The sequence below is a fragment of the Alteromonas sp. ABV2_168 genome (genome assembly GCF_056161165.1).
Genome location: NZ_JBSWYQ010000015.1, coordinates 23752 through 46850 on the forward strand (window position 1 = coordinate 23752; position 23099 = coordinate 46850).

19 protein-coding genes are annotated in these 23099 nt (G+C 48.7%); 7 read left to right on the top strand and 12 right to left on the bottom strand.

Translation table 11 applies throughout. The features are described 5' to 3' along the window. The first annotated feature begins 75 nt into the window (after nucleotides 1-75). The 4 genes from ACXAH4_RS18920 (at nucleotide 76) to ACXAH4_RS18935 (ending at nucleotide 7897) form a co-directional block, all read left to right on the top strand. Entirely contained in the window at nucleotides 76-1299 is a 1224-nt protein-coding gene (locus ACXAH4_RS18920; RefSeq protein WP_474844688.1) for a GNAT family N-acetyltransferase, read from the top strand. Beyond that, a complete protein-coding gene (locus tag ACXAH4_RS18925; RefSeq protein WP_474882998.1) occupies nucleotides 1289-3367 on the top strand; it encodes a M13 family metallopeptidase in 2079 nt (692 codons plus the stop codon). The genes ACXAH4_RS18920 and ACXAH4_RS18925 overlap by 11 nt, the downstream gene beginning before the upstream one ends. A gap of 223 nt (nucleotides 3368-3590) precedes the next feature. Continuing rightward, complete coding sequence (locus ACXAH4_RS18930; protein WP_474882999.1) at nucleotides 3591-4955, top strand: glycoside hydrolase family 28 protein; 1365 nt, start codon at nucleotides 3591-3593, stop codon at nucleotides 4953-4955. A 233-nt stretch (nucleotides 4956-5188) separates the two neighbouring features. Further along, nucleotides 5189-7897 carry a TonB-dependent receptor gene (locus ACXAH4_RS18935; protein ID WP_474883001.1) on the top strand — a complete coding sequence of 903 codons (2709 nt, stop codon included), beginning with the start codon at nucleotides 5189-5191 and terminating at the stop codon, nucleotides 7895-7897. Between the two features lie 109 nt (nucleotides 7898-8006). Here ACXAH4_RS18935 and ACXAH4_RS18940 read toward each other — a convergent pair whose 3' ends face one another. From ACXAH4_RS18940 to ACXAH4_RS18955, 4 genes are all read right to left on the bottom strand, one after another. Next, nucleotides 8007-9650: a SulP family inorganic anion transporter gene (locus tag ACXAH4_RS18940; protein WP_474883003.1), complete on the bottom strand. Its 1644-nt coding sequence runs from the start codon at nucleotides 9648-9650 to the stop codon at nucleotides 8007-8009. Between the two features lie 3 nt (nucleotides 9651-9653). Next, nucleotides 9654-10313 (bottom strand): carbonic anhydrase, encoded by a 660-nt coding sequence (locus ACXAH4_RS18945; RefSeq protein ID WP_474844683.1) that lies wholly within the window; start codon nucleotides 10311-10313, stop codon nucleotides 9654-9656. 240 nt (nucleotides 10314-10553) lie between these two features. Beyond that, a complete protein-coding gene (locus ACXAH4_RS18950; RefSeq protein ID WP_474844682.1) occupies nucleotides 10554-12095 on the bottom strand; it encodes a SulP family inorganic anion transporter in 1542 nt (513 codons plus the stop codon). A 9-nt stretch (nucleotides 12096-12104) separates the two neighbouring features. Continuing rightward, nucleotides 12105-12752, bottom strand: coding sequence for a carbonic anhydrase (locus ACXAH4_RS18955; RefSeq protein WP_303574352.1), 648 nt, complete (start codon nucleotides 12750-12752; stop codon nucleotides 12105-12107). A 149-nt stretch (nucleotides 12753-12901) separates the two neighbouring features. On the opposite strand from ACXAH4_RS18955, the gene ACXAH4_RS18960 reads away from it, so the two are divergent. Both ACXAH4_RS18960 and ACXAH4_RS18965 read left to right on the top strand, forming a co-directional pair. Continuing rightward, complete coding sequence (locus tag ACXAH4_RS18960; RefSeq protein ID WP_119500596.1) at nucleotides 12902-13855, top strand: hydrogen peroxide-inducible genes activator; 954 nt, start codon at nucleotides 12902-12904, stop codon at nucleotides 13853-13855. 110 nt (nucleotides 13856-13965) lie between these two features. After that, nucleotides 13966-14856: a LysR family transcriptional regulator gene (locus ACXAH4_RS18965; RefSeq protein ID WP_474844681.1), complete on the top strand. Its 891-nt coding sequence runs from the start codon at nucleotides 13966-13968 to the stop codon at nucleotides 14854-14856. A 43-nt stretch (nucleotides 14857-14899) separates the two neighbouring features. Here ACXAH4_RS18965 and ACXAH4_RS18970 read toward each other — a convergent pair whose 3' ends face one another. Then, nucleotides 14900-15265, bottom strand: a complete 366-nt coding sequence (locus ACXAH4_RS18970; protein WP_474844680.1) for a hypothetical protein — start codon at nucleotides 15263-15265, stop codon at nucleotides 14900-14902. 192 nt (nucleotides 15266-15457) lie between these two features. Here ACXAH4_RS18970 and ACXAH4_RS18975 point away from each other — a divergent pair, with 192 nt between their 5' ends. After that, the gene (locus ACXAH4_RS18975; protein WP_474851056.1) at nucleotides 15458-15913 is read left to right on the top strand and encodes a hypothetical protein; all 456 of its coding nucleotides are present in this window, start codon (nucleotides 15458-15460) and stop codon (nucleotides 15911-15913) included. 50 nt (nucleotides 15914-15963) lie between these two features. Here ACXAH4_RS18975 and ACXAH4_RS18980 read toward each other — a convergent pair whose 3' ends face one another. The 7 genes from ACXAH4_RS18980 to ACXAH4_RS19010 all read right to left on the bottom strand — a co-directional run bounded on the left by ACXAH4_RS18980 (nucleotide 15964) and on the right by ACXAH4_RS19010 (nucleotide 23099). Beyond that, nucleotides 15964-16554, bottom strand: coding sequence for a DUF938 domain-containing protein (locus ACXAH4_RS18980; protein WP_474883005.1), 591 nt, complete (start codon nucleotides 16552-16554; stop codon nucleotides 15964-15966). A gap of 24 nt (nucleotides 16555-16578) precedes the next feature. Further along, the gene (gene metH / locus ACXAH4_RS18985; protein ID WP_474865985.1) at nucleotides 16579-19203 is read right to left on the bottom strand and encodes a methionine synthase; all 2625 of its coding nucleotides are present in this window, start codon (nucleotides 19201-19203) and stop codon (nucleotides 16579-16581) included. A 9-nt stretch (nucleotides 19204-19212) separates the two neighbouring features. After that, on the bottom strand, nucleotides 19213-20268 hold the full coding sequence (locus tag ACXAH4_RS18990; RefSeq protein ID WP_474851053.1) for a homocysteine S-methyltransferase family protein: 1056 nt from the start codon (nucleotides 20266-20268) through the stop codon (nucleotides 19213-19215). Nucleotides 20269-20271: 3 nt separating this feature from the next. Continuing rightward, nucleotides 20272-21210 carry a homoserine O-succinyltransferase MetA gene (metA, locus tag ACXAH4_RS18995; protein WP_474844676.1) on the bottom strand — a complete coding sequence of 313 codons (939 nt, stop codon included), beginning with the start codon at nucleotides 21208-21210 and terminating at the stop codon, nucleotides 20272-20274. A gap of 130 nt (nucleotides 21211-21340) precedes the next feature. Continuing rightward, nucleotides 21341-21823 carry a DUF2802 domain-containing protein gene (locus ACXAH4_RS19000; RefSeq protein ID WP_474844675.1) on the bottom strand — a complete coding sequence of 161 codons (483 nt, stop codon included), beginning with the start codon at nucleotides 21821-21823 and terminating at the stop codon, nucleotides 21341-21343. A gap of 38 nt (nucleotides 21824-21861) precedes the next feature. Next, nucleotides 21862-22350, bottom strand: a complete 489-nt coding sequence (locus ACXAH4_RS19005) for a chemotaxis protein CheW (RefSeq protein WP_474883007.1) — start codon at nucleotides 22348-22350, stop codon at nucleotides 21862-21864. Nucleotides 22351-22367: 17 nt separating this feature from the next. Next, nucleotides 22368-23099 carry a chemotaxis protein CheW gene (locus tag ACXAH4_RS19010; protein WP_349585124.1) on the bottom strand — a complete coding sequence of 244 codons (732 nt, stop codon included), beginning with the start codon at nucleotides 23097-23099 and terminating at the stop codon, nucleotides 22368-22370.

A 23099-nucleotide genomic window follows, 5' to 3' on the forward strand; every position in this document is an offset into this window, starting at 1 on the left:
GTTCGTCGCAGTACAATGCAGTGACTAACCACGATACAGCAGTGAATTAAAAACGTGTTTACTGCGAAAGTAAAAATGAAATATACCACATCCTTTATCTCATCGATTAAAGACATTGATTCATCACAGTGGCAGGCACTTGCACGGGATGCAGGTCCTTTTCTGCAATATCCGTTTCTTGCTGCCATGGAAGCATGTCACTGCGTGGGTCCTGAAACAGGCTGGCAACCTCATCATTTGAGAGTCTGCGACGGTGATAAACTCGTTGCGGTGATGCCGGGGTATCTGAAAGAAGACAGTTACGGGGAATATGTTTTTGACCACGGCTGGGCACATGCTTACGATCAGCACGGGCTGAGTTATTATCCTAAGTGGATAAGTGCAGTGCCTTTTACACCGGTCACCGGCATTAGACTTCTGATATCCCCTGAGTATGAAGAAAGGGACATTCTCCAAGTAGCGGTGCCTGCTCTGAAGGCATTATCAGAACAAGGATGCTCTTCTTCCCATATTCTTTTTTCTCCATACCACAACAGCAAAAGCTGGTATGAACAAGGCTTTGCCCGCCGTTATTCCGTGCAGTTCCAGTGGTACAACTATGGCTATCAGACGTTCAGTGACTTTACCGCCGCACTGACATCGAGAAAGCGTAAAGCCCTGCGTAAGTCACGGGAGAAACTTGAACAGACCGGTGTTTCGCTGACAAGAATTACCGGTGATGCCCTCACCTCTGAACACATTGAATTTTTCATCCGCTGCTATCAGCAAACTTATTTAAAACGCTCCGGCCACACGGGATATCTGACTCCGGCTTTTTTTCGCCAGATCTTCAGCTCTATGGCATCGAATGTTTTGCTGGTCGTCGCCGCACAAGAACAGGAACCTGTAGCCAGTGCACTGTTTTTCTATGACGATAACGGGCTTTACGGGCGCTACTGGGGTGCGATGAAAGAGGTCGACGGCCTGCATTTCGAAACTTGTTACAATCAGGGCATTGCTTTTGCAGTCGAGCGTGGCATACCTTTATTCAACCCCGGCACACAGGGCGAACACAAGATTTTACGGGGCTTTGAGCCCACCTGGTGTGTATCTCTTCACAAATTGTATGATGCAGATTTCCACCATGCTGTAGAACAATTTTTACAGCAGGAAACGCCACAGATTGCCTGTTACTTTCAACAGGCAGCCACTGTGTTACCTTTCAATGAAGCGATGCAAACAACACTAAAAACAACAAGTACAGCAGTGGTCACTCCGGACGCTGCAACAACAAAAAAGAGAAACGACAATGAAGTATAAATTACTCGCTACCACCATTGCAGCGGCCTTAAGTTTAACCGGTTGTAGCAAGCCGGAACAAAACACCACAGCCTCATCATCAGAGTCACAGTCTGCCGTACAGAAAGGCAGTGCGGAACTGGGCAGCTTCGGCATCGACCTGACAGCCATGGACAAAGCCGTAAAACCCGGCGACGACTTTTTTTCCTACGCCAGTGGCACCTGGTATAAAAATTATGAACTTCCGGCAGATAAAACCCGCTTTGGTGCATTTAATGCCCTGCGGGATCGCAGCGAAGAACAGGTTAAAGCCATCATCGACGACCTGATGACCAGGCAAGATCTGAATGCTGAAGAACAGATGGTAAAAGATTTCTACACCGCTTATATGGATGTGGAAGGCATAAATGCGAAAGGTATTGAGCCTGTTTCGGATGTATTGTCGAAAATTCAGGCCATCGATAACCGTCAGGCACTGACAGAGGTGTTCGGGAATGCCTGGTTGTACGGCACAGCAACGCCTCTGCTGGGCAGCATGTGGTACAACCGTCTTGATCCCAACGAGTATCAGGTCAGTGTCAGTGTTGGCGGCCTGGGTCTGCCTGACCGGGACTATTACTTAAGTGATCAGGAACGCTTTGTTGATATTCGTGAAGCATACCTGTCTCATATCGAAAAAATGCTATCGTTTGCCGGTGTTCAGGACGCTGCACAGCAGGCACAACAAATTATGGACCTGGAAACCCGTATTGCTCATGCTCAATGGCCGCGGGAAAAACGCCGGGACCGTGATCTGACATTAAACCAGATTGAAAGAGCGTCTCTTTCCGATGCGTATCCGGGTTTTAACTGGGATACCTTTTTCGCACAAAGTGGCTTAAAAGTACCTGAACTGAACATCACTACCCCGCAACCCGTTAAAGATGTCATTACCATCATCAACGAAACGGATCTTGCTGTGTGGAAGGCGTATCTGACATTCCATACTCTGAGTGAAAATGCCTCTCTGCTGCCGGAAGAGATTTATCAGACATCTTTTGAGTTCTATAACAAAAAGCTGAATGGTCAGGAAGAACCGGAAGCCCGCTGGAAACGCGCTGTTGCACAAATGTCCGGTACGCAGTCTCTGGGTTTCGCGCTGGGCAAGATTTATGTCGACCGTTACTTCCCCCAGTCTTCGAAAGAGCAAATGTCTGAGCTGGTTGAAAACCTTCGCGCAGCGCTGGGCAAGCGCATTGACAACCTGGACTGGATGGGTGAAGAAACGAAAAAAGAAGCGAAAGAAAAACTGGCAGCTTTCCATCCTAAAATCGGCTATCCGGACGAATGGGTAGATTTAAGTGGTCTGGAGATATCTTCAGATAAGCTGGTGCAAAACATTCGTAACCTCCGCAAATTCTTTAACGCTAAAGATGTGGAAGCAGAACTTAAGCCGACTGACCGCGAACGCTGGGGCATGACACCGCAAACGGTCAACGCATATTACAATCCGTCATTTAATGAGATTGTATTCCCTGCTGCCATTCTTCAACCTCCTTTCTTCGATCCGAATGCAGACCCTGCTGTGAACTATGGTGCTATCGGCGCTGTTATCGGACACGAAATGGGACACGGTTTCGACGATCAGGGTGCCAAGTCAGACGCCAAAGGTATTCAGCGCAACTGGTGGACTGAAGAAGATCTGGCTTCTTTTACTGCCAAAGTTGACCAGTTGGGTGCTCAGTATGATCAGTATGAACCAATCCCCGGCAACCATGTAAATGGTCGTCTGACCATGGGTGAGAACATTGGTGATGTGGGTGGTTTGTCAATGGCCTATGAAGCCTACAAGCTGAGCCTGAATGGCAAAGAAGCCCCTGTCATCGACGGCTTCACCGGCGATCAACGCTTCTTCCTCGCCTGGGCACAGGTATGGCGTGAGAAACGCACTGAGCAAAGCCTGATTAACCAGCTCCGCTCTGATCCGCACTCTCCGGCCCGATACCGTACACAGGCGCCACGTAATCTGGATATCTGGTATAAAGCTTTCGACGTCCAGCCCGGCGATGCCTTGTATCTTGCACCGGAAGACCGCGTTCAGATCTGGTAACACGCTGACAAACATGCTCCTCCGCACGGGGGAGCAAAATAATCTCCTAATGCCCTCCAACAAACTATTTTCCTTACTACTTCCTCACACCTGAGAAACCAATATTTATTAAATACTTTGACACCAAATGCCACCGGTAGCATTATTAACTCATTGTAAATATTGTAAATCAATTAATTTCCCGCAGTTGTAACACGACTCTTTCGGGAATACCGGAGCTTTCATGATATTCCGCCTTACCCTGATCCTGTGTTTTCTGATCCCGCTATCAACCCGTGCTTCTACTGAGCAAGACTGGCGAATTGCGACCGGAATTTTGCAGCAAATACGCTTGCCGGACATTCCGGATAAACAGTTTGTTGTCGAAGACTCACCTTCAATCAGAAAGGCTGCCAGACAAACCATTCAGCAAACTATCAACAAAGCTGCGGCTGCCGGTGGTGGTATTGTTCATATTCCGGAAGGTATCTGGCATGTTAACGGGCCTTTACACCTGAAAAGTAAAATCAATCTGCATCTCGGGAAAGACGCCACACTTCTCTTTTCAGCTACGCCCTCTGAATTTCTCCCTGTTGTGAAAACACGCTGGGAAGGAACGGAAGTATTTACTTACTCACCAATGATTTACGCTGCTAATGTGGAAGATGTGGCTATCACAGGTGAAGGCACCATAGATGGTAATGCAAACTCTGCTTTTATCAACTGGTACGAAAAGCAAAATACTGACATGCATGCGCTGAGAAGAATGGGTTTTGACAGTGTGCCTGTGCAACAAAGGCAATTCGGTGAAGGGCATTTTCTTCGCCCCCCGCTTATCCAGTTTTTCCATGCCAAACGTGTTCTGCTGGAAGACTACACGGCCAAAAACTCCCCCTTCTGGGTTAATCATCTGGTATACACCTCTCATGCAACGGTTCGCAGGGTGAAAGTAGACAGCCACCTGTACAATAACGACGGACTGGACATTGAATCCAGCCAGTTTGTACTGGCAGAAAACAATCATTTCCGCACCGGTGATGACGGCATTGTAATCAAGTCCGGCCGCGATGCGGATGGCCGTAATATAGGTATACCCAGTACTGATATTGTTGTAAGAAATAATGATCTTGGTGGCGAAGACGGCATTGGCCTGGGGTCGGAAATGTCCGGTGGTATCAAACGGGTATTCTTCGAGAGTAATACCCTCCACGAAGGAGATTCTGCTTACCGTTTTAAAAGCAACTTAGATCGTGGTGGACGTGTTGAAATGATACGGATCCGCGGGAGTAAAGTCGCCTCGTTTAAACATCTTTTCTGGTTCCAGCTTAATTACCCGAGCAATCTCCACGGTAATTTTCCGGCAACTTACACTGACATCATCATTGAAGACATGACCGTAGAGAATGTGGGCACCGTACTTGAAATCCATGCTCCGGATGCAGCCCCTGTTCACGACGTGACCTTCCGGAATATCCGTATCAAAAAGGCTGACATCCCGCTGATTCTGGAAAACGCAGAAAATATTCACTTTGAGAACTTGCAGATTGGCAACCAGTTCTGGAACGGTAAATTCTCTGCGTTGAAGGATGCGGAAGCGGTGAAAGATTAGTTAACTATTTTGTAATCGCGATCACATTTTTATTGACAATATCATTAACAAGTCTGTAACGTTACGCTTAATTTGCCACCGGTGGCAAATTTAACACTGCCCAATTCACACATACATTTTCATTTATAAATATGTGTGAACATGGCTGTCATACCCTACGACACCCATTGTTGATTTCGTGCCGCTGTTAAGCACCCTACAACAATGCAGGACGAACTGAGCAGAGGAACACCATGAATAAAAACCGTTTCCGTAAAAACCCTGTATTCAGCGCGATGATTGTTGCGCTGAGCTGTTCTACTCCTTCCCTGGCATTTGCACAGGAAGTACAAACTGAAGATACCACAGCAGAAGATTATGAAATCATTGAAGTCAGCGGCTTTCGTGGCGCGCTGAACCGTGCATTGTTTGAAAAACGCAGTGCTGTGACTTCAAAAGAAACCATACTCAGTGAAGACATTGGTAAATTTCCGGACCTGAATATTGCAGAGTCATTGCAACGGGTACCGGGTGTGGCAATTTCCCGCGAAGGGGGTGAAGGTCGCCAGATTACGCTGCGCGGCTTAGGTCCTGACTTCACCCGCACCACGTTAAATGGAATGGAAGTCCCGTCCAGTACCGACGGAACCGATTCCGGTGGTGGTGTAAACGGTGGACGTGCTTTTGACTTCAACGTCTTTGCTTCGGAGTTATTTAACCGGGTAGACATTCAGAAAACCTCGTCAGCATCTACGGAAGAAGGCGGTATTGCAGGTACTGTCGACCTGTATTCCGCGAAACCTTTCTCTAATCCGGGCTTTCACGTAGCTGCGTCAGGTCAGGCCGGATATAACGATGTTACGGAAGAAGTCGATCCGCGTATGGTCTTTATGATCAGCAACACCTTTGCTGACGACACCATCGGCGCGCTGTTTTCCGTTGCCAAATCACAGCGTACCGTCCGCCAGGAAGGGTTCGGCACCGTCCGTTGGACCACGCCGGTAAGGGACGGTGGTGGTATTTATACCGACACCGGGAATACAACCATCAACGGCACAATCAATACCGGTCCCTGTGAAGCTGACGGCGAAGCTGTCGACCCGGTAAACTGTTTATGGACACCCCGCCTGCCCCGCTATGATTTCTTCGGTAACAATCAGGACCGTCTGGGCATAACCGGTTCATTGCAATTTGCAGTCGGAGACGCAGGTACAATCACTTTCGATACCCTGCATTCCACGCTGGAGAACCAGCGTACCATGTACAACAACTTTGAAATGTTCCGCAGCACATTCAGCGATATCACACCGGTGTCACTGATAGTGGATGAAAGCGGTAAGCAGGTTGTTGCCGGTACCTTTGACAATATGACATCCCGGGTAGAGAGTCGTCAGCAGTTATCAGAAACCGACTTCAGCCAGTATGTGCTGAGTGGTGAATTCTATTTATCTGATGAACTGAAAATGAATGCTATGGCCGGCACCGCTAAATCAGACGCCCGTTCTGAACAGTACCGCTATAACATGACCAATCTGACACCCCATACGTTCAGTTTTGATTTCAGCGGCAATGCCAATGTACCGGTAATGGATTACGGTTACGATATCACCGACGCCAGCCTGTACGATTTATCTGATGGCCGGTTACGGGCCACTGACGTTGAACGCAAGAACGACACCGCGAAAGTCGACTTTATCTATACCAATGACAGTGTAGAAATCAAAATGGGTATGGCCTGGAACGACCGTACCGTCGCCTACAGTGAAGAGCAAATTAACGGCTTCCCTGATCAGGACTCGGCGGTAGGATTTGCAGAACTCATCCCTTACGACGACTTTGGTAACGGATTTGACGGAGAACTGAATCGCTTTATTGTGGCTGACTTTGGTGCCATCGAGTCTCAGCTGCTGGATAAAACCTGGACTCCCCGCACAGAGCAAAGCTGGGAAGTTGGCGAAGAAACGCTGGGTGGTTACCTTGAGTTTAATTCTGAGTACGATATCGCTGACATGAGCTTACGCACTAACTTCGGTATGCGTTATGTGAAAACCACGTCCACGGCCTCGGGCTACATTCAGTTGGATGAAGTCACGGTTGAGAACGACTATGACAATTTCCTGCCATCGATGAACCTGTCTTTGTCGGTGACTGAAGATGTCATTGCCCGTCTGGGTTTATCACGCACTATGACCCGTCCGAGCCTCAGTTCACTGAACCCGGGTAATCCTTCATTTTCTTACGTAAACGGTACTGTCAGTTCCGGTAACCCGTATCTGGACCCGTTCACGTCTAACAACGTCGATTTGGGACTTGAATGGTACTTTGCGGAAGAGTCTTTGCTGGCAGCTAACTACTTCTATAAAGATATAGAAACGTTTATTACCTCAGCAACGGAAGAGCGTCTGGTTGATGCGGTATATCTGCCGTTTATTGATTCTGATCCGCAGTACGATCCTGCACTGGCCCTCGACCCGCGTACTGTGCCGTATACACATACCTCACCAGTAAACGGTGAAGGCACCACGGTAAATGGTTTTGAGATTATTTATCAGCAGCCTTTCCGTTTTCTGCCGGCTCCGTTTGACGGTTTAGGCACGGTGATGAACTATACACGGGTGTCAGCAGGTGAAATTACCGGACTGTCAAAGAATACCTATAATGCAACCCTTTACTATGAACGCGAAGATTACGGTATCCGCCTGTCGCTGAACAAACGTGATGACTACATTACGGACTACAGCGGCAGTAACGGTAATGCGGAAGAAGCCACTACCGGCCCGACATACGTTGATTTGTCTGCCTATTACAATTACAACGAGAACCTCACGTTTACCATCGAAGGCATTAACCTTACTGATGAATATGAGCGTTTGTTTACCACCGGTGACGGCTCACAAAACCTTATCCGTGAATACAACCATACAGGCACTCAGATTTTCCTGGGCGCCAGATACACCATGTAATTACAGCCGTGCCGGATAAATATCCGGCACAGTCTGACTGAAACACAAACTAAAAAGGCTTCCCCCGCGGGAAGCCTTTTTCAGTCTTACTGAACGTTATTTAATTCAGTTACACGCTGGCAAGATGTTGGGTAGCTGAACCGCTACCCTCAGCCTTTCCCGGCTGATTCACCATTTCAACAGCTTTCGCCAGTGCCTCTTTACGTGTTGCACATACTGTCACACCACTTTGATGCGCATTAATATTATTCAGTACCGTGTTAACCGCTTCAACAGCACCGCACATCAGTACCTGACGGCCAGCTGCCTTTGCATCAGAAGTAATGGTCTCAACGGCCATGGCAGCGGAAACATCCATGGCAGGTACACGACTGAAATCGAGGATCAGAGCACTCGAACCGCCTTTAACTTTTTCGCGGACATGATGCCCTAAGTCTGCGGCAGCGCCAAAGCTCAGAGGACCGCCGAAACTGAAAATCTGCACCTTGCCTTTCGTCTTCTTGAGCAGCGCATCCTCTTCGGGATCCTGAAGTGTGTCAGGGATTTTCTTCACTTCATCTAACTGCAGTTGTGCAACCTGCTTAACATAGGCCAGTGCAGCCAGAACAACACCCACACCTACTGCCGTAATCAAATCGACAAATACAGTCAGGCCCAGTACCAGCAGCATCAACGCGAAGTCCCAGCGAGGCCCGGTGTGGGCACGCTTCAGATAACTCCAGTCGATAATATCAAGACCTACCTTCACCAGAATACCAGCCAGAACAGCATGAGGGATCTTAGCCGCAAGAGGGCTCAGACCCAGCACAATAGCCAGTAACACAAGTGCGTGAACCATGCCTGATAAACGGTCTTTACCACCGCTGCGGATATTCACCACAGTACGCATGGTTGCACCGGCACCGGCAATACCACCAATCAAACCGGCAATCGTATTACCCACACCCTGCCCGATCAGTTCTTTATTACTGTCGTGACGGGTACGGGTCATGTTATCAGCAACCAGCGAAGTCAATAATGAGTCGATAGCACCGAGAATGGCCAGAATGAAGGCAGCTTCAAACACCAGCAACGCCTTCGACTGATCGAATAACGGCATGTGCAACTCAGGCAATCCTGTAGGAATGTCACCTAATACCGGGGTTTCCAGAGACAAACTCACCAGTGTGCCGATGATAAGGGCAGCCAGCGCGCCGGGTACAATTTTGCCAAGTTTGGCAGGCCACTTATAGGCAATAATAAGCGTGCCCAATCCCAGACCCAGGGTCACAAAATCGATATCAGCAAGAGCCGTAGGCAGATAGATTAATGCGCCCATTGTACCGCCCGGAGGCTCATGGCCCATTAACCGGCCCAGTTGCAGGATGATGATGATCGCACCGATGCCTGACATAAAACCGGAAATGACCGGGTAAGGCACAAGCCGGATATACTGACCAACCCCGGTGAAGCCCATTATGATTTGCAACAAACCGGCAAGCATAACAGCGGTAAATATGAGGCCTAAGTCTCCCGACAGAGATGCAAACAGACCAGCCAGAACCACAACCATCGGACCTGTCGGACCGGAAATTTGCGAAGGTGTACCACCCAGCAAAGCTGCAAAGAAGCCAACGGCAATCGCGCCGTATAAACCCGCCATCGGGCCTACGCCCGACGCAACACCTAACGCCAGCGCGAGAGGTAGAGCAACAATACCGGCCGTTAACCCGCCGGTAAGATCACCACGTACATTATTAAATAAGCCTTTCATGGGTTATTCCCCCTTGCTGTCTTTTTTACCGAAAGGCTTACCGCCGTAAACCTCTTGTAACAGTCTGAATTCTTCAGCTTTTTCGTCGTAGCAAAGTACATTGCCTGACTCTATGTCGTACACCCAGCCATGCAACTGCACCTGCTTTGTAGCAATTTTAGCTGCAACGGCAGGATGGGTTCTGATGTGCTGTATTTGCTGTAACACGTTTTCTTTAGTAACTTCATCAAGGTGATCAGCTGTCAGCTTTCCGTGTTTTTCTTTCACCACTTCTGTGGCACAACGACAGTGACTCAACCAGTCTTTTACATGCGGCAGGGCGTCTAACTTTTCAGGTGCCAGTGCGCCTTTCATTGCACCGCAGTCTGAGTGTCCGCAAATGATGATATGGCTTACGCCCAGAGCCGCTACGGCAAACTCAATTGACGCTGTCATACCACCGGTATGATTTGAATGCGGCGGTACAATGTTGCCCGCGTTACGGCAAATGAAGAGGTCACCCGGGCCGGTTTGAGTCACGAGGTTGGGGTCGATTCTCGAATCAGCGCAGGTGATGAACAGGACTTCAGGATTTTGGCCGTTTGCCAGTTTCTGAAAAACTTCTTTGTTTTTCGGAAAGACTTCTTTTTGAAACTTGGCAACGCCGGAAATGACATGATCCATGATAATTACCTCATATTAACATATTGTTATCATTATTTTCTAAAGAAAGTTTTAACTGATAGCTTCATAGAAAAACACCGTATCTCGCGATAGATAAAAACTATCAACATGAGATAAGTATCAAAAATGCAGTCAGATGAACGATATCGCAGTTAGCGGAGGTAAAGCAAAGGGGCCAAATTGCCGCCCCTTTTTAAAGGCCGGTACGAAAGTACCGGCAGGTTGGGAAAGGTAAGTTACCTATTGCTGAAACTGAATCGTTTCAACTTTGATATTTTTACTGTCAGCCTGATTAAGGTAGTCTTTCACCAGCTCTTTCACATCAAAGGCTACAGATTTACTCTTGGAGAAATCCAGTACAACTTTTGAATTGCCGGGAATAGAGTTAAGCTTTTTCAGAATGCTTGGTTTGTTGAAGAAAGACACTTCTTCGGCCATAACAATGTGGTGCGTTTTGCTGCCACCTTCGTCTTCGTTCACTGTTTCAGTGAACTGGTACGAGTTGCGGTAGCTGTGTTTAAGCGTAAAGAAAACACTCACACCCAGACCAACAACAACACCGGTCAGCAAGTCTGTGAACAACATTACGCCAATAGTAATGATAAACGGCAGGAACTGCTCCCAACCCGTTTTGTACATTACTTTGAACATAGCAGGCTTAGCCAGCTTATAACCTACAGTAATCAGAATAGCTGCCAGAGAAGCCAGCGGGATCTGATTCAGCATAGACGCAGCGGCAAATACAGCAATCAACAGAAACACACCGTGCAGAATGGCTGAAACTTTCGTTTTACCACCAAACGCAATGTTCGCAGAACTGCGTACAATTACCTGAGTGATTGGCAGACCACCAACCAGACCAGACACGATGTTACCGATACCCTGCGCTTTCAGTTCGCGGTTTGTGGGTGTGGTATTTTTCTTCGGGTCCAGTTTGTCAGTCGCTTCAACACAAAGCAGTGTCTCGATGCTGGCAACCGCCGCCATAACCAGCGCAATGGTGAAAACATCAATGTTCAGCATCTCTGAAAAGGCCGGAAACGCCATTTCTGCCTTGAACGCCTCGAAGCTGTCGATAACCGGTAAACTTACCAGTTGATCAGCCTGCAAAGGCATACCAGCCTGAGCCAGCATGACTGAAGCTACGATACCCAGTAACACAACGACAATCGGTCCCTGAATCAGCTGGAAGACTTTATGTGCCTTTGTAAGGTACTTATCCCAAATCACCAGCAGCGCAAGAGACACTGCCGAAATGGCAATAGCAGCCGGAGACATCATAGAAACCGCGTGCTCAATAGCAGAGAACGTATTCTCACCGTTAACCTGATTAAAAGCTTCTTCGCCCAGAAAATCAGAGTGCCAGCCGAACAGGTATGGCAATTGTTTAAGCACGATAAGCAAACCGATACCGGCAAGCATACCTGTGATAACTGACGTCGGGAAAAAGTACGCGACAAATCCGGCACGCATGAAGCCCAGAATTAACTGGAACACACCCGCCAGAACCACAGCACAAAGGAATAACTCCCAGCTTCCCAGGGTACCGATGGCATCAAAAACGATAACAGCAAGACCCGCCGCCGGACCACTCACACCAAGGCGAGAACCACTGGCCAGACCTACGATAATACCACCGATGATTCCGGCGATTACGCCGGAAAATAACGGTGCGCCGGATGCCAGGGCGATACCCAGGCACAACGGCAGAGCTACAAAGAAAACGACAATACTGGCAGGTAAGTCGCTTTTAATTTCTTTGAACGATAAATCAAGTTTCATAGGCTATCCTTATGCGCCTGCTACCAGAGTGCGCTCAGCATAGGCCTGTTCCATTTCCTTAAACGTTTCCGTTTTCGGGTCATAACAATGGATCATGCCGGTTTCAATGTCGTAAACCCAACCGTGAAGCTGAACGGCTTTCGTAGCCAGCTTCGCAGCAACAGCAGGGTGAGTACGTAAGTGTTGTAACTGCTGTAACACGTTTTCTTTGGTTACTTCGCCAAGCTGATCGGCAGTCAGTTCGCCGTGCTTTTCTTTCACAACTTCAGTGGCACAACGGCAGTGACCCAGCCATTCTTTAACATGTGGCAGGCTGTCCAGTTTCTCAGGCGCCAGTGCACCTTTCATTGCGCCACAGTCTGTGTGACCGCATACAACAATGTGCGTTACGCCCAGGGCAGCAACAGCAAATTCGATAGAAGCAGTCATGCCACCGGTTTGATTGCTGTGTGGAGGTACAATGTTGCCGGCATTACGGCAGATAAACAGTTCACCCGGGTCTGTTTGGGTAACCAGGTTAGGATCGATACGGGAATCGGCACAAGTGATGAACAACACTTCCGGATTCTGACCGTTAGCTAATTTTTGGAAAGTTTCCTTTTTCTCAGGATAAACATCACGCTGGAATTTAGCTACGCCAGAGATTACGTGGTCCATTTAATACTCCTAAATTAAATTGAATAAAATACTGCTACATTCAGATACTATTAAGATTGACTGATAGCTTTATAGAATTATAGAGTAAATGGAGATAGACATGAGCTATCAGAGACAGCGGATTTTAATCGAGTTAGCAGGACTACACCATGTTATTCAACGGCAAAACCCCATCGTTGAACCAGATCAGGTACTTCGTCACCGTCGCAAAACACCTCAATTTTCGCAGGGCGGCAAATATTTTAGGGATCAGTCAGCCCACTTTAACCAGCCAGATCAGTGCGCTGGAAAACACATTGGGTCTGATTTTATTCGAACGTTCCCGATCAGGCACGCTGTTATCAGCACAGGGGAAGTCGTTACTTGAATACGCAGAAGCTGTGCTTCAGTCGACGATGCAGTTCGGTGAGATGGCACGATCACTTGCCCAGGGCGAATCCACAACCTACCGGTTGGGGATCCCGCCGACGCTGGGCCCTTACCTGCTGCCCCATATTTTGCCGGACATTCATCGTCTGCGTCCCGGGCTGAAATTCTATGTCCGCGAAGCAGCACCCAAACAGTTGCTGCAAGGCCTGCTGACCGGAGAATTTGACATCACTTTGTCTCCCATGTCGAACCGTGACTCGCAAATTCAGGTTCAGCCTTTGTTTATAGAACCGCTGAAATTTGTATTGCCTGCGGACCACCCGATGTCCGGCAGGCAATTTATTGAACCGGAAGAAATTAGGGGCCAGAAAATTATGGCACTGGAAGACCGGCATCACTTTCACTATCAGGTACAGGAAATTTGTACTCAACTGGGCGCGAATGTGGACCGCGACTATGAGGGGACGAGCCTTGATACCTTGCGGCAGATGGTGGTTATGGGCATGGGAATGGCTTTTATGCCCGGACTCTATGTTCATTCTGAGTTGCATAACCCGGAAGCCCTTCATGTGTGTGAACTCGCTGATATGCCGGTAGTACGTCAGCACATGCTGGCATGGCGGAACACCTCCCCTGCCCGCGCTACGTTCAGAGAACTGGCGAGTCTGATGCGAAGTGTGATCAGCGACCGGCTGGCCACAGCGGTGTCTGTCACTGATATTTCCCCGTCCTGAGCAAGGTAAACCATTAGCCGGATATTGTGGCAGCTTCACCGCTGCCTTTCACAATCTATGAATTAAAGTGATACATTTAGCAAAACCAGTGAAATTTGCTCATTCCCGCTATGTTAGATCGTCAACACCTCAAAATTATTGCTGCCATTCATGACTACGGTACGCTCACAGAAGCCGCCGGACATCTGCATCTGACCCAGTCTGCACTGAGTCATAGTATGAAAAAGCTGGAACAGCACAGCGGTGCGCCGCTATGGGAAAAAGATGGCAGACGACTGCGACTGACAGATGCGGGCAATGCAGTACTTAATCTTGCCCACCGGCTGTTACCCCAGTTTGAGCACACAGAAGAGCAGCTGCGTCAGATCGCCTCGGGTAAACAAGGCGTGCTGCGCATCGGAATGGAATGCCATCCCTGCTATCAATGGCTCCTGAAGGTCGTCAAACCGTTTCTGGCGGATTATCCGGGGGTAGATGTAGACGTACGTCAAAAGTTTACGTTCGGCGGCCTGCAGGCGCTGCACGGCTATGATATTGATCTGCTTTTAACACCTGACCCTCTTCACCTGCCCTCTCTGCAATACGAGCCGGTATTCGGCTATGAGCAGGTGCTGGTAATGAGCCGCGACCACAGACTGGCAGCCAGTGAATGGGTACCGCCACAAGCGCTGGCAGAAGAAACCTTACTGACCTATCCGGTAGAGCCTTCCAGACTGGACATCTTTTCACACTTTCTGACGCCTGCGGGCTGTACAGTGAAAAAGCACAAAACCATTGAAACCACTGAAATCATGTTGCAAATGATCAGTGCCGGCCGGGGCATCGGTGCACTGCCTAAATGGCTGATTGAAGAGCAGGACGGCAGCTTAAACCTTACAACTGTCAGGCCGGGAAAAAACGGTATCGCCAAGTCACTGCACATGGGGTTCAGAAAGAGTGATGCTGATGCACCGTTTATCAGAGCCTTTATCGGACTCGCCAGAGCGTTAGGTACGCCCTGAGCAGGGGCAGCATGCCAATTAAAAAGAAACTGACAGATACGCTTTAAACGGCTGGCAGTTGCGGCGTTTCACCCGGGCGGCACAGCAATACCTGACAATGATGTTGGGTCAACGCCGTTCCCATATCTGAAAGCCAACTGTGATAATCATCTTCGCAGGCACAAAACACGGCTTTTATATCGTGTTTTTTCACCAGAGAAAGCAGCTCACTGGCGTAACGCAGTTCAACACCCAGTATAAAGGTGCGGTGATGCCAGGGCTCTTCATTCATAAAATAAGCCAGATGAAACGCAGGATTTTGCTGAATTCTGGTCGCCAGCTGGTATGACGGATAGTCAGTTCCTGCCACCACCACCGCCGCTACGGGTTGCGCTCTGAAACGGCTGAATATACGTCGGATGTTAATCATTCATCGATAAAGCTTAACCGGTAGCACTTTACCCTCCGGCTTTGCTGGTTTAAGGTTATACAGTAGAAATATAATAAATTAATTCTTTTGCAGAACCAAAGCAGTTTGCCACTGACAACGGGTTCATGCTTTGCATTTTCAGGCTCAGGACCGGCGCACATACGCCTTTATTACTTAATCAGAGCCCTCACTATGAACAAAAAAATTTACTGTCTGACAGCCATTCTCAGCTTAATGGCGGCCGATGCGATAAGCTGTCAGTTCCATGAGCCGACGGAAAATAATATTCCTCAGTTTCCGCCGCTGAAGCCTGCGTTGCATCCGGTCATGTTGCAGCATTTCAGTCCGCCGGTACAGGCCCCTATCCAGGTTTCGCTGTCAGTCTCTAATGATGCCTTTAACCGCGCCAACCTGTTACTGAGCTATGAAGTCCACCCTGATTATCATAATGTAAAAGCTGACATTATTGCCGGCAAAGGCGTAAGAATAATGGGAAGAGACAGTCTTTATCTCACCCGCCTGAAAGAAGACAAGCAAATTCAGTATCGCAATGGCAGCGGCGACGATAAACGGGTAAGAGTGCGCATTTCTGCAGTGCGTAACGGTGTGCCTGTTATTGTAGAAAAAAGAATTGATTTGACGACATAAAAAACGGTGCCGGAGCACCGTTTTTCAATAATTTTAAGCAGTACCGGCGTTCAGTTTTTTACCCACTGCAATAACAAATTATTGGCCGGCATTTCATGGATGTTCTCCAGCGTGAGTGCCGGCGCCCATGCCTGCAATTCCTGTATATCCCGGTAACCGCCATAGCCACTGGCTATCAGATGCTGATGAAACTCTCTGTTACTCTCGCTGCTGAATGCACCGTTGTCGGTAAATGGGCCATACTGGCAAAATACTGCACCTTGCGGCAGTGATTCAGACAGGCTCTGCATCATCATTTTAATTTCGGCTTTCTGCATAATATGAGCAGTATTCGCTGAATAAACACCGTCATATTCAGAAAAAGGCAACCTGTCTTTGCCCACGGTCAGGTTAAGCGGAGGTAACAGATTTTCAGACGGGTACGCAGCTATCCATTTCAGTACCCCTTCGTGATACCGGGGCTGATCGCTGATCTGCCATATCAGGTGAGGTAACAAGGGTGCAAAGTGCACCGCATGCTGTCCAGTGCCACTACCCACCTCAAGCACACGCTTACATTGACTCAGGGCCACTTCCAAAATGGCAGAAATGGGCCCTTTGTTATTTTCGCATGCCTGTGAGAAAGGCAGTTCATCAGTCATAAGGGACTCCGGCTGTCAGGCGGGTTAATCATCCAGATTCGGCGCTAACCATTTTTCAGCTTCTTCTGTGCTCCAGCCTTTGCGCTGTGCGTAATCTTCAAGCTGATCACGCTGGATTTTTGCCACAGCGAAATATTTGGATTCAGGGTGCGAGAAATACCAGCCTGATACTGCTGCTCCCGGCCACATAGCGTAACTTTCTGTCAGCTTCATGGTGGTATGCGCTTCGGCATCGAGCAAATCCCAAATTAGCTGCTTCTCAGTGTGTTCAGGACAGGCTGCATAACCGGGCGCAGGACGGATCCCCTGATACTTCTCGCGGATGAGCGCATCGTTGTCGAAATGCTCATCAGGCGCAAAGCCCCAGTAGTCTTTTCTCACCTGCTCGTGCAGATATTCGGCAAACGCTTCTGCCAAACGGTCAGCCACAGCTTTCACCATGATAGCGTTGTAATCGTCTCCGGCTTTATTGTAGGACTCAGCGAGTTCATCTTCACCGATCCCGCCGGTAACAGCGAACGCACCGATGTAGTCAGCAATACCACTTTGCTTCTCAGCAACGAAGTCTGCCAGACAATAATTCGCAAACTTGTCTTTTAACGTTTGCTGACGCAAGTGACGGGACACGCCCAGCACGGCATCGCGGTTATCATCCCGATAAATTTCAATGTCGTCGCCAACCCGGTTAGCAGGGAATAAACCAATTACTCCTTTTGCCTGCAGACTGCCATCAGCAATGACTTTATCCAGCATTTTATTGGCATCGGCATACAGTTCTTTCGCCTGCTCTCCCACCACTTCATCATCAAGAATGCGGGGGAATTTACCGGCCAGTGACCAGGTCAAAAAGAACGGTGTCCAGTCGATATAATCTCTTAATGTCGCCAAATCGACGGACACAGGTGTTACGCCCGGCGTTTTGGGCTTTACAGGCAGAACAGAAAAATCCGGCTTATACGCATTTGCCCGTGCTTCTGCCAGCGTAACCGGCTTACTGCGGGGTTGTTTCCGGGCATGCTGGGCCCGTACTTTTCCATATTCGTCTGACAGCTCTTTTTCAAAGACTTTGCGGGACTCAGGGTTAATCAGCTTCTGGCACACACCCACGGCGCGGCTTGCATTAGGTACATAAGCGACCGGATGGCTGTAGTTTTGCTCAATTTTCACCGCAGTATGGGCTTTGGATGTCGTCGCACCGCCTATAAGCAGTGGTAAATCTAACCCCAGGCGCTCCATTTCTTTAGCCACGTGTACCATTTCGTCCAGCGACGGGGTTATAAGACCGGATAACCCGATCATATCCACGTTTTCGTCTTTGGCCACCTGCAAAATCGTAGCGCAGGGCACCATGACGCCCAAATCTACTACTTCGAAATTGTTACATTGCAGTACTACGCCGACGATGTTCTTTCCGATATCGTGCACGTCGCCTTTAACGGTGGCCATCAGGATTTTACCGTTACTCGATGACTTGCCGTCCTTTTCTGCTTCGATAAACGGTTGCAGGTGAGCAACCGCTTTTTTCATCACCCGGGCAGACTTCACCACCTGAGGAAGGAACATTTTACCTTCACCGAACAGGTCGCCGACCACGTTCATGCCGTCCATTAACGGCCCTTCAATCACATGAAGGGGACGTTCAGCCGCCAGCCGGGCTTCTTCAGTATCTTCAATGATGTAATCGGTGATACCTTTGACCAGCGCATGTTCAAGCCGCTTGTTCACCGGCTGCTCACGCCAGGTGAGATCTTCTGCCGCCGCGGCTTTGCCATCCCCCTGATATTTGGGTGCGATGTCCAGCAGACGCTCCGTGCCGTCTTCCCGACGGTTCAGGATCACATCTTCCACTGCTTCACGGAGTTCTTCTGGGATCTGATCATACACTTCCAGCTGACCGGCATTCACAATGCCCATATCCATACCCGCGCGGATAGCGTGATACAAAAACACCGAGTGCATGGCTTCACGTACCGGGTTATTGCCCCGGAACGAGAATGAAATATTTGATAGTCCACCGCTGATATGTGCGTAAGGACAAGTCTGACGGATTACACGGGTGGCCTCGATAAAGTCCACCGCATAATTGTTATGTTCTTCAATGCCCGTCGCGACAGCAAAAATATTCGGGTCGAAAATGATATCTTCCGGCGGGAATCCGACTTCTTCGGTGAGCACCTTATAGCTGCGCTGACAAATCTCAATTTTGCGCGCTTTGGTATCGGCCTGGCCGGTTTCATCAAACGCCATGACCACCGTTGCGGCACCGTAGCGCTTGATCAGTTTAGCCTGATGAACAAACTGCTCTTTTCCCTCTTTCAGGCTGATTGAGTTCACAATCGCCTTTCCCTGAACGCACTTGAGTCCGGTTTCAATGACTTCCCACTTTGAAGAGTCAATCATAATTGGAACACGGCAAATATCAGGCTCTGAAGCAATGAGGTTCAAAAACGTACGCATGGCCTCAACAGAATCTAACATGGCTTCGTCCATGTTGATGTCTATTACCTGCGCACCGTTTTCCACCTGCTGGCGGGCTACATCGAGGGCCTTCTCGTACTCAGCATTTAAAATTAAGCGTTTGAATACGGCCGATCCGGTAACGTTTGTCCGTTCACCGACATTAATAAAGGTTGAAAACTCTGCTGTCACAATAACACCTTAGTGAACAAAAGGTTCTAGCCCGGAAAGGCGCATTTTAGGTTCAAAAACCGGCACGGTACGTGGTGTCACGTCTTTTACCGCTTCTGCCATGGCACGGATATGTTCAGGTGTACTGCCGCAACAACCACCTACCACATTCACCAGACCGGACTCTGCCCATTCTTTAATGTGTGCTGCCATTTCTTCTGCGCCCAAATCATATTCACCAAACTCATTGGGTAAACCGGCATTGGGGTGAGCCGAGACCAGGCATTCAGAAATATTACTGATTTCTTCAACGTACTGACGAAGTAAATCCGGACCCAGTGCACAGTTGAGGCCCATGGAAACCGGCGATACATGACGCATGGAATAGTAAAAGGCTTCAGCAGTTTGTCCTGACAAGGTTCTGCCCGATGCATCGGTAATGGTACCTGATACCATCACCGGTGCGCGCTCACCACGTTTCTCAAATACGGTTTCTACCGCGAATACTGCCGCTTTGGCATTCAGGGTATCAAAGATAGTTTCTATTAAGATGATATCTGAACCACCATCTAACAGCGCTTCTGTGGACTCGATGTAGGCTTCTACCAGCTCATCAAAGGTTACATTCCGCTTGCCGGGGTCGTTAACATCTGGTGATATCGATGCTGTGCGATTTGTGGGACCGAGGACCCCTGCCACATACCGGGGCTTATCCGGTGTTTTTGCAGTAAACTCATCACAGGCTTTACGGGCCAGCTTAGCAGCAGCAAGGTTAATGTCTTTCGACTGCGCTTCCATGTCGTAGTCAGCCATGGCGATGGTGGTAGCATTGAACGTATTGGTTTCAATGATATCTGCACCGGCTTCAAGATAAGCACAATGGATATTATAAATAATGTCCGGCTGAGTAATCGCCAGCAAATCGTTATTGCCTTTTACATCGCAATGCCAGTTAGCAAATGCCTCACCACGATAATCGGCTTCTTCCAGTTTGTGCTCCTGAATCATAGTACCCATGGCACCGTCCAGAATCAAAACGCGCTTTGCCGCTGCATCCAGAAGTTGTTGTTTTGTACCTGATGTCACTTATTACCTCTTTGGCCGGGGTTTCTCAGCCAGCTGACTCAAATCATAAGGTGTTGTCTGATAAACATAGTAGTTCAGCCAGTTATTGAACAGCAGACTACCATGGGAGCGCCAGCGAACCAAAGGCGCTTTTGCGGGGTCATCGTCTGTAAAGTAGTTAGCCGGCACTGCCGGATGGGTATCCGCCTGTAAATCACGGAAATACTCGTCATGCAGAGTTTCCGGATCGTATTCAGGATGCCCGGTAACAAACACCATACGCTTATCTTCAGATGCGATGGTGTATGCACCCGCCTCATCAGATTCCGTAATGACCTTCAAACCTTCAACACTGTTATATTCACCGGAGTCAATATACCCGAAACGGGAATGAGGCGCATAAAAAACCGGATCGAAACCTCTCAGCAACTCGTTATAAGGGTCGAGCACTTTATGCTCAAACACACCAGAAAGTTTGGTTTCCCTGAGTTTTCTCTGCACGCCGTAAAAATGATACATAGCTGCATGAGCCGCCCAGCACAGATAGAGTGTGGACTGCACATTACGTTGCGCCCACTCCAAAATTTCTGTCATCTGATCCCAGTATTTTACTTCCTCATAAGGCAAGTGAGCCAGCGGTGCACCTGTCACGATTAAACCGTCGTATTTCTTATCAGCAATTTCAGAAAAGTCGTGATAGAAGGCGTCCATGTGAGATTGTGGCGTGTGCTTTGGCGCTAATTTGTCTACGCGGATCAGGTTCACGTTCACCTGCAGAGGTGTGTTAGACAGCAAACGTAAGATTTGCACTTCCGTTTCAATTTTATTGGGCATGAGATTCAGGATCCCCACTTCCATGGGGCGGATATCCTGTGTCGCTGCGCGGGTGCTGTCCATTGTGAAGATATTCTCACCTGACAACACATCCTGCGCGGGAAGTTGTTCGGGAATACAAATAGGCATGGCAGCTCCAACAATTAACGGATAATAACGTTATTGTGGCTGAATCCCGATAGATGTCAACATCTTTACGGCTGGACGTCTAAACGGCTCAATGCATTAATCTAACCCTGGTAGAAGAGAGAACTTACCTTTAGTTGCGCTGACGATGCATGCTGATAAGCAGCTCAGCTTCAGCCCGGGGCAGGTCGCAGGCTTGCATTACCTCTTCGACGTCAGCACCGGCTTTGACCAGCTCAGCGGCGCGGGTGTATAAGCGCATGGACGGGTCCTGACTTTTTACTTCACGTAGCTGGTTTTCGAGTTGTGTGCATTGATCTGCCAGCTCCCGCATGTGTTTGCCCTGTACCATCGAACGGGTTTGCATTTCACCGTTCTGGTTTTCCAGGTCATTAATTTCCAGTTGCAGGGTATCGATGTGTTCTTTTTGATAGCGGACAGTATCGTCGAGTTGTTTAAACTGACGGTTGAAGAAAAAATACATCCATATAACAGCAATGACGGCGAGTAACCCTGTAGCAACAGCGAGTAAAGATAGTGCCGGCACGTCCATATTGATGTGTTTTCTCCCTTTGATAATAGCGCGCGCTGAACAGCGCAGCGAAGATACAGGCATTGACAAGCGCCCGCCGGATTAGCAGGCGCTGCATGACATTACAGACTGCTCAGTTCATCCCACTCGTCATCACTGAGAAGCTTATTAAGATCTACAAGAATCAGCAATTCACCATCACGGTTGCTCACGCCCTGAATGAACTTGGCGCTCTCTTCAGTACCCACGTTAGGCGCACTGTCAATTTCAGATGATTTCAGATAAACCACTTCGGCAACGCTGTCTACCAGGATGCCGACAACCTGCTCATCGGATTCAATAATTACAATCCGTGTGTTGTCGGTCATATCGGTTGGCATAAGGCCAAAGCGGGCGCGGGTATCAATAACCGTCACAACATTACCACGCAGATTGATAATGCCTAACACATATTCCGGTGCACCGGGAACAGGCGCAATTTCGGTATAGCGTAAGACTTCCTGAACCTGCATTACGTTAATACCGTAAGTTTCGTCACCTAAACGATAGGTAACCCACTGAAGCACCTGATCGTTATCCGGCGCGTTATTCGTTGTGCTCTTGTCATTCATGAACCTGGCTCCCCGGGCTATGGCGTCTGGTCGTTACTGCCTAAGCCGCTATTTAGCATTGCGATTAACTGATATACGTCTATTAACGCACACATTTTTTCTTTTACCATGCCCGCTAACCATGGACGCTTGCCTCCTGACTCACGCCATTTTACCTCGTCCCTGGTCAATGTAACGGTGTTGACCAGTTTGTCGCTGGCTAAGCCCCACAAACTGTCCCCTAACATAATAAGATACTGATAGTTTAGCGTTTCTGCGAGATTTTGGTCGTATTTTTCTGGCATAACCCACATTGCAGTATCGACAACGTTTATTTTTTGATCACGATGAAGCATTACGCCCTTGAACCATTTGGGTTTTCCTATCAGCCCACCCACTTTTTCAATCCGGTGAATGCCACCTAAAGTGATAAGCGGTACAGCCAGCGTTAACCCCGCCACTTCAAAAAACAATGCCTGAAAACGATTTTCCAGCATGTCTTTCACAGGCGTGGTTTTGACCGGCGGAGGTACTGCCCCGCTCAGTTGTTCAACGGCCGTCTCCGTAACATCATCAGTGACTGGCGGCGCTATGACCGGCTCAGCCACAGGAGCAACCACAGGTTCTTTGGCGATAATGTCCGCCGTGGCCTGTTCCAGCAAACGGGCAGTGTTAGCCGTTACTTCAGCCGGATCTTCCGGACTTTGTAACAAGCTGTCGAGATACGCCTGCATCACATCTTCGCGGGCGAAGGGCGTACTTTTACTCAT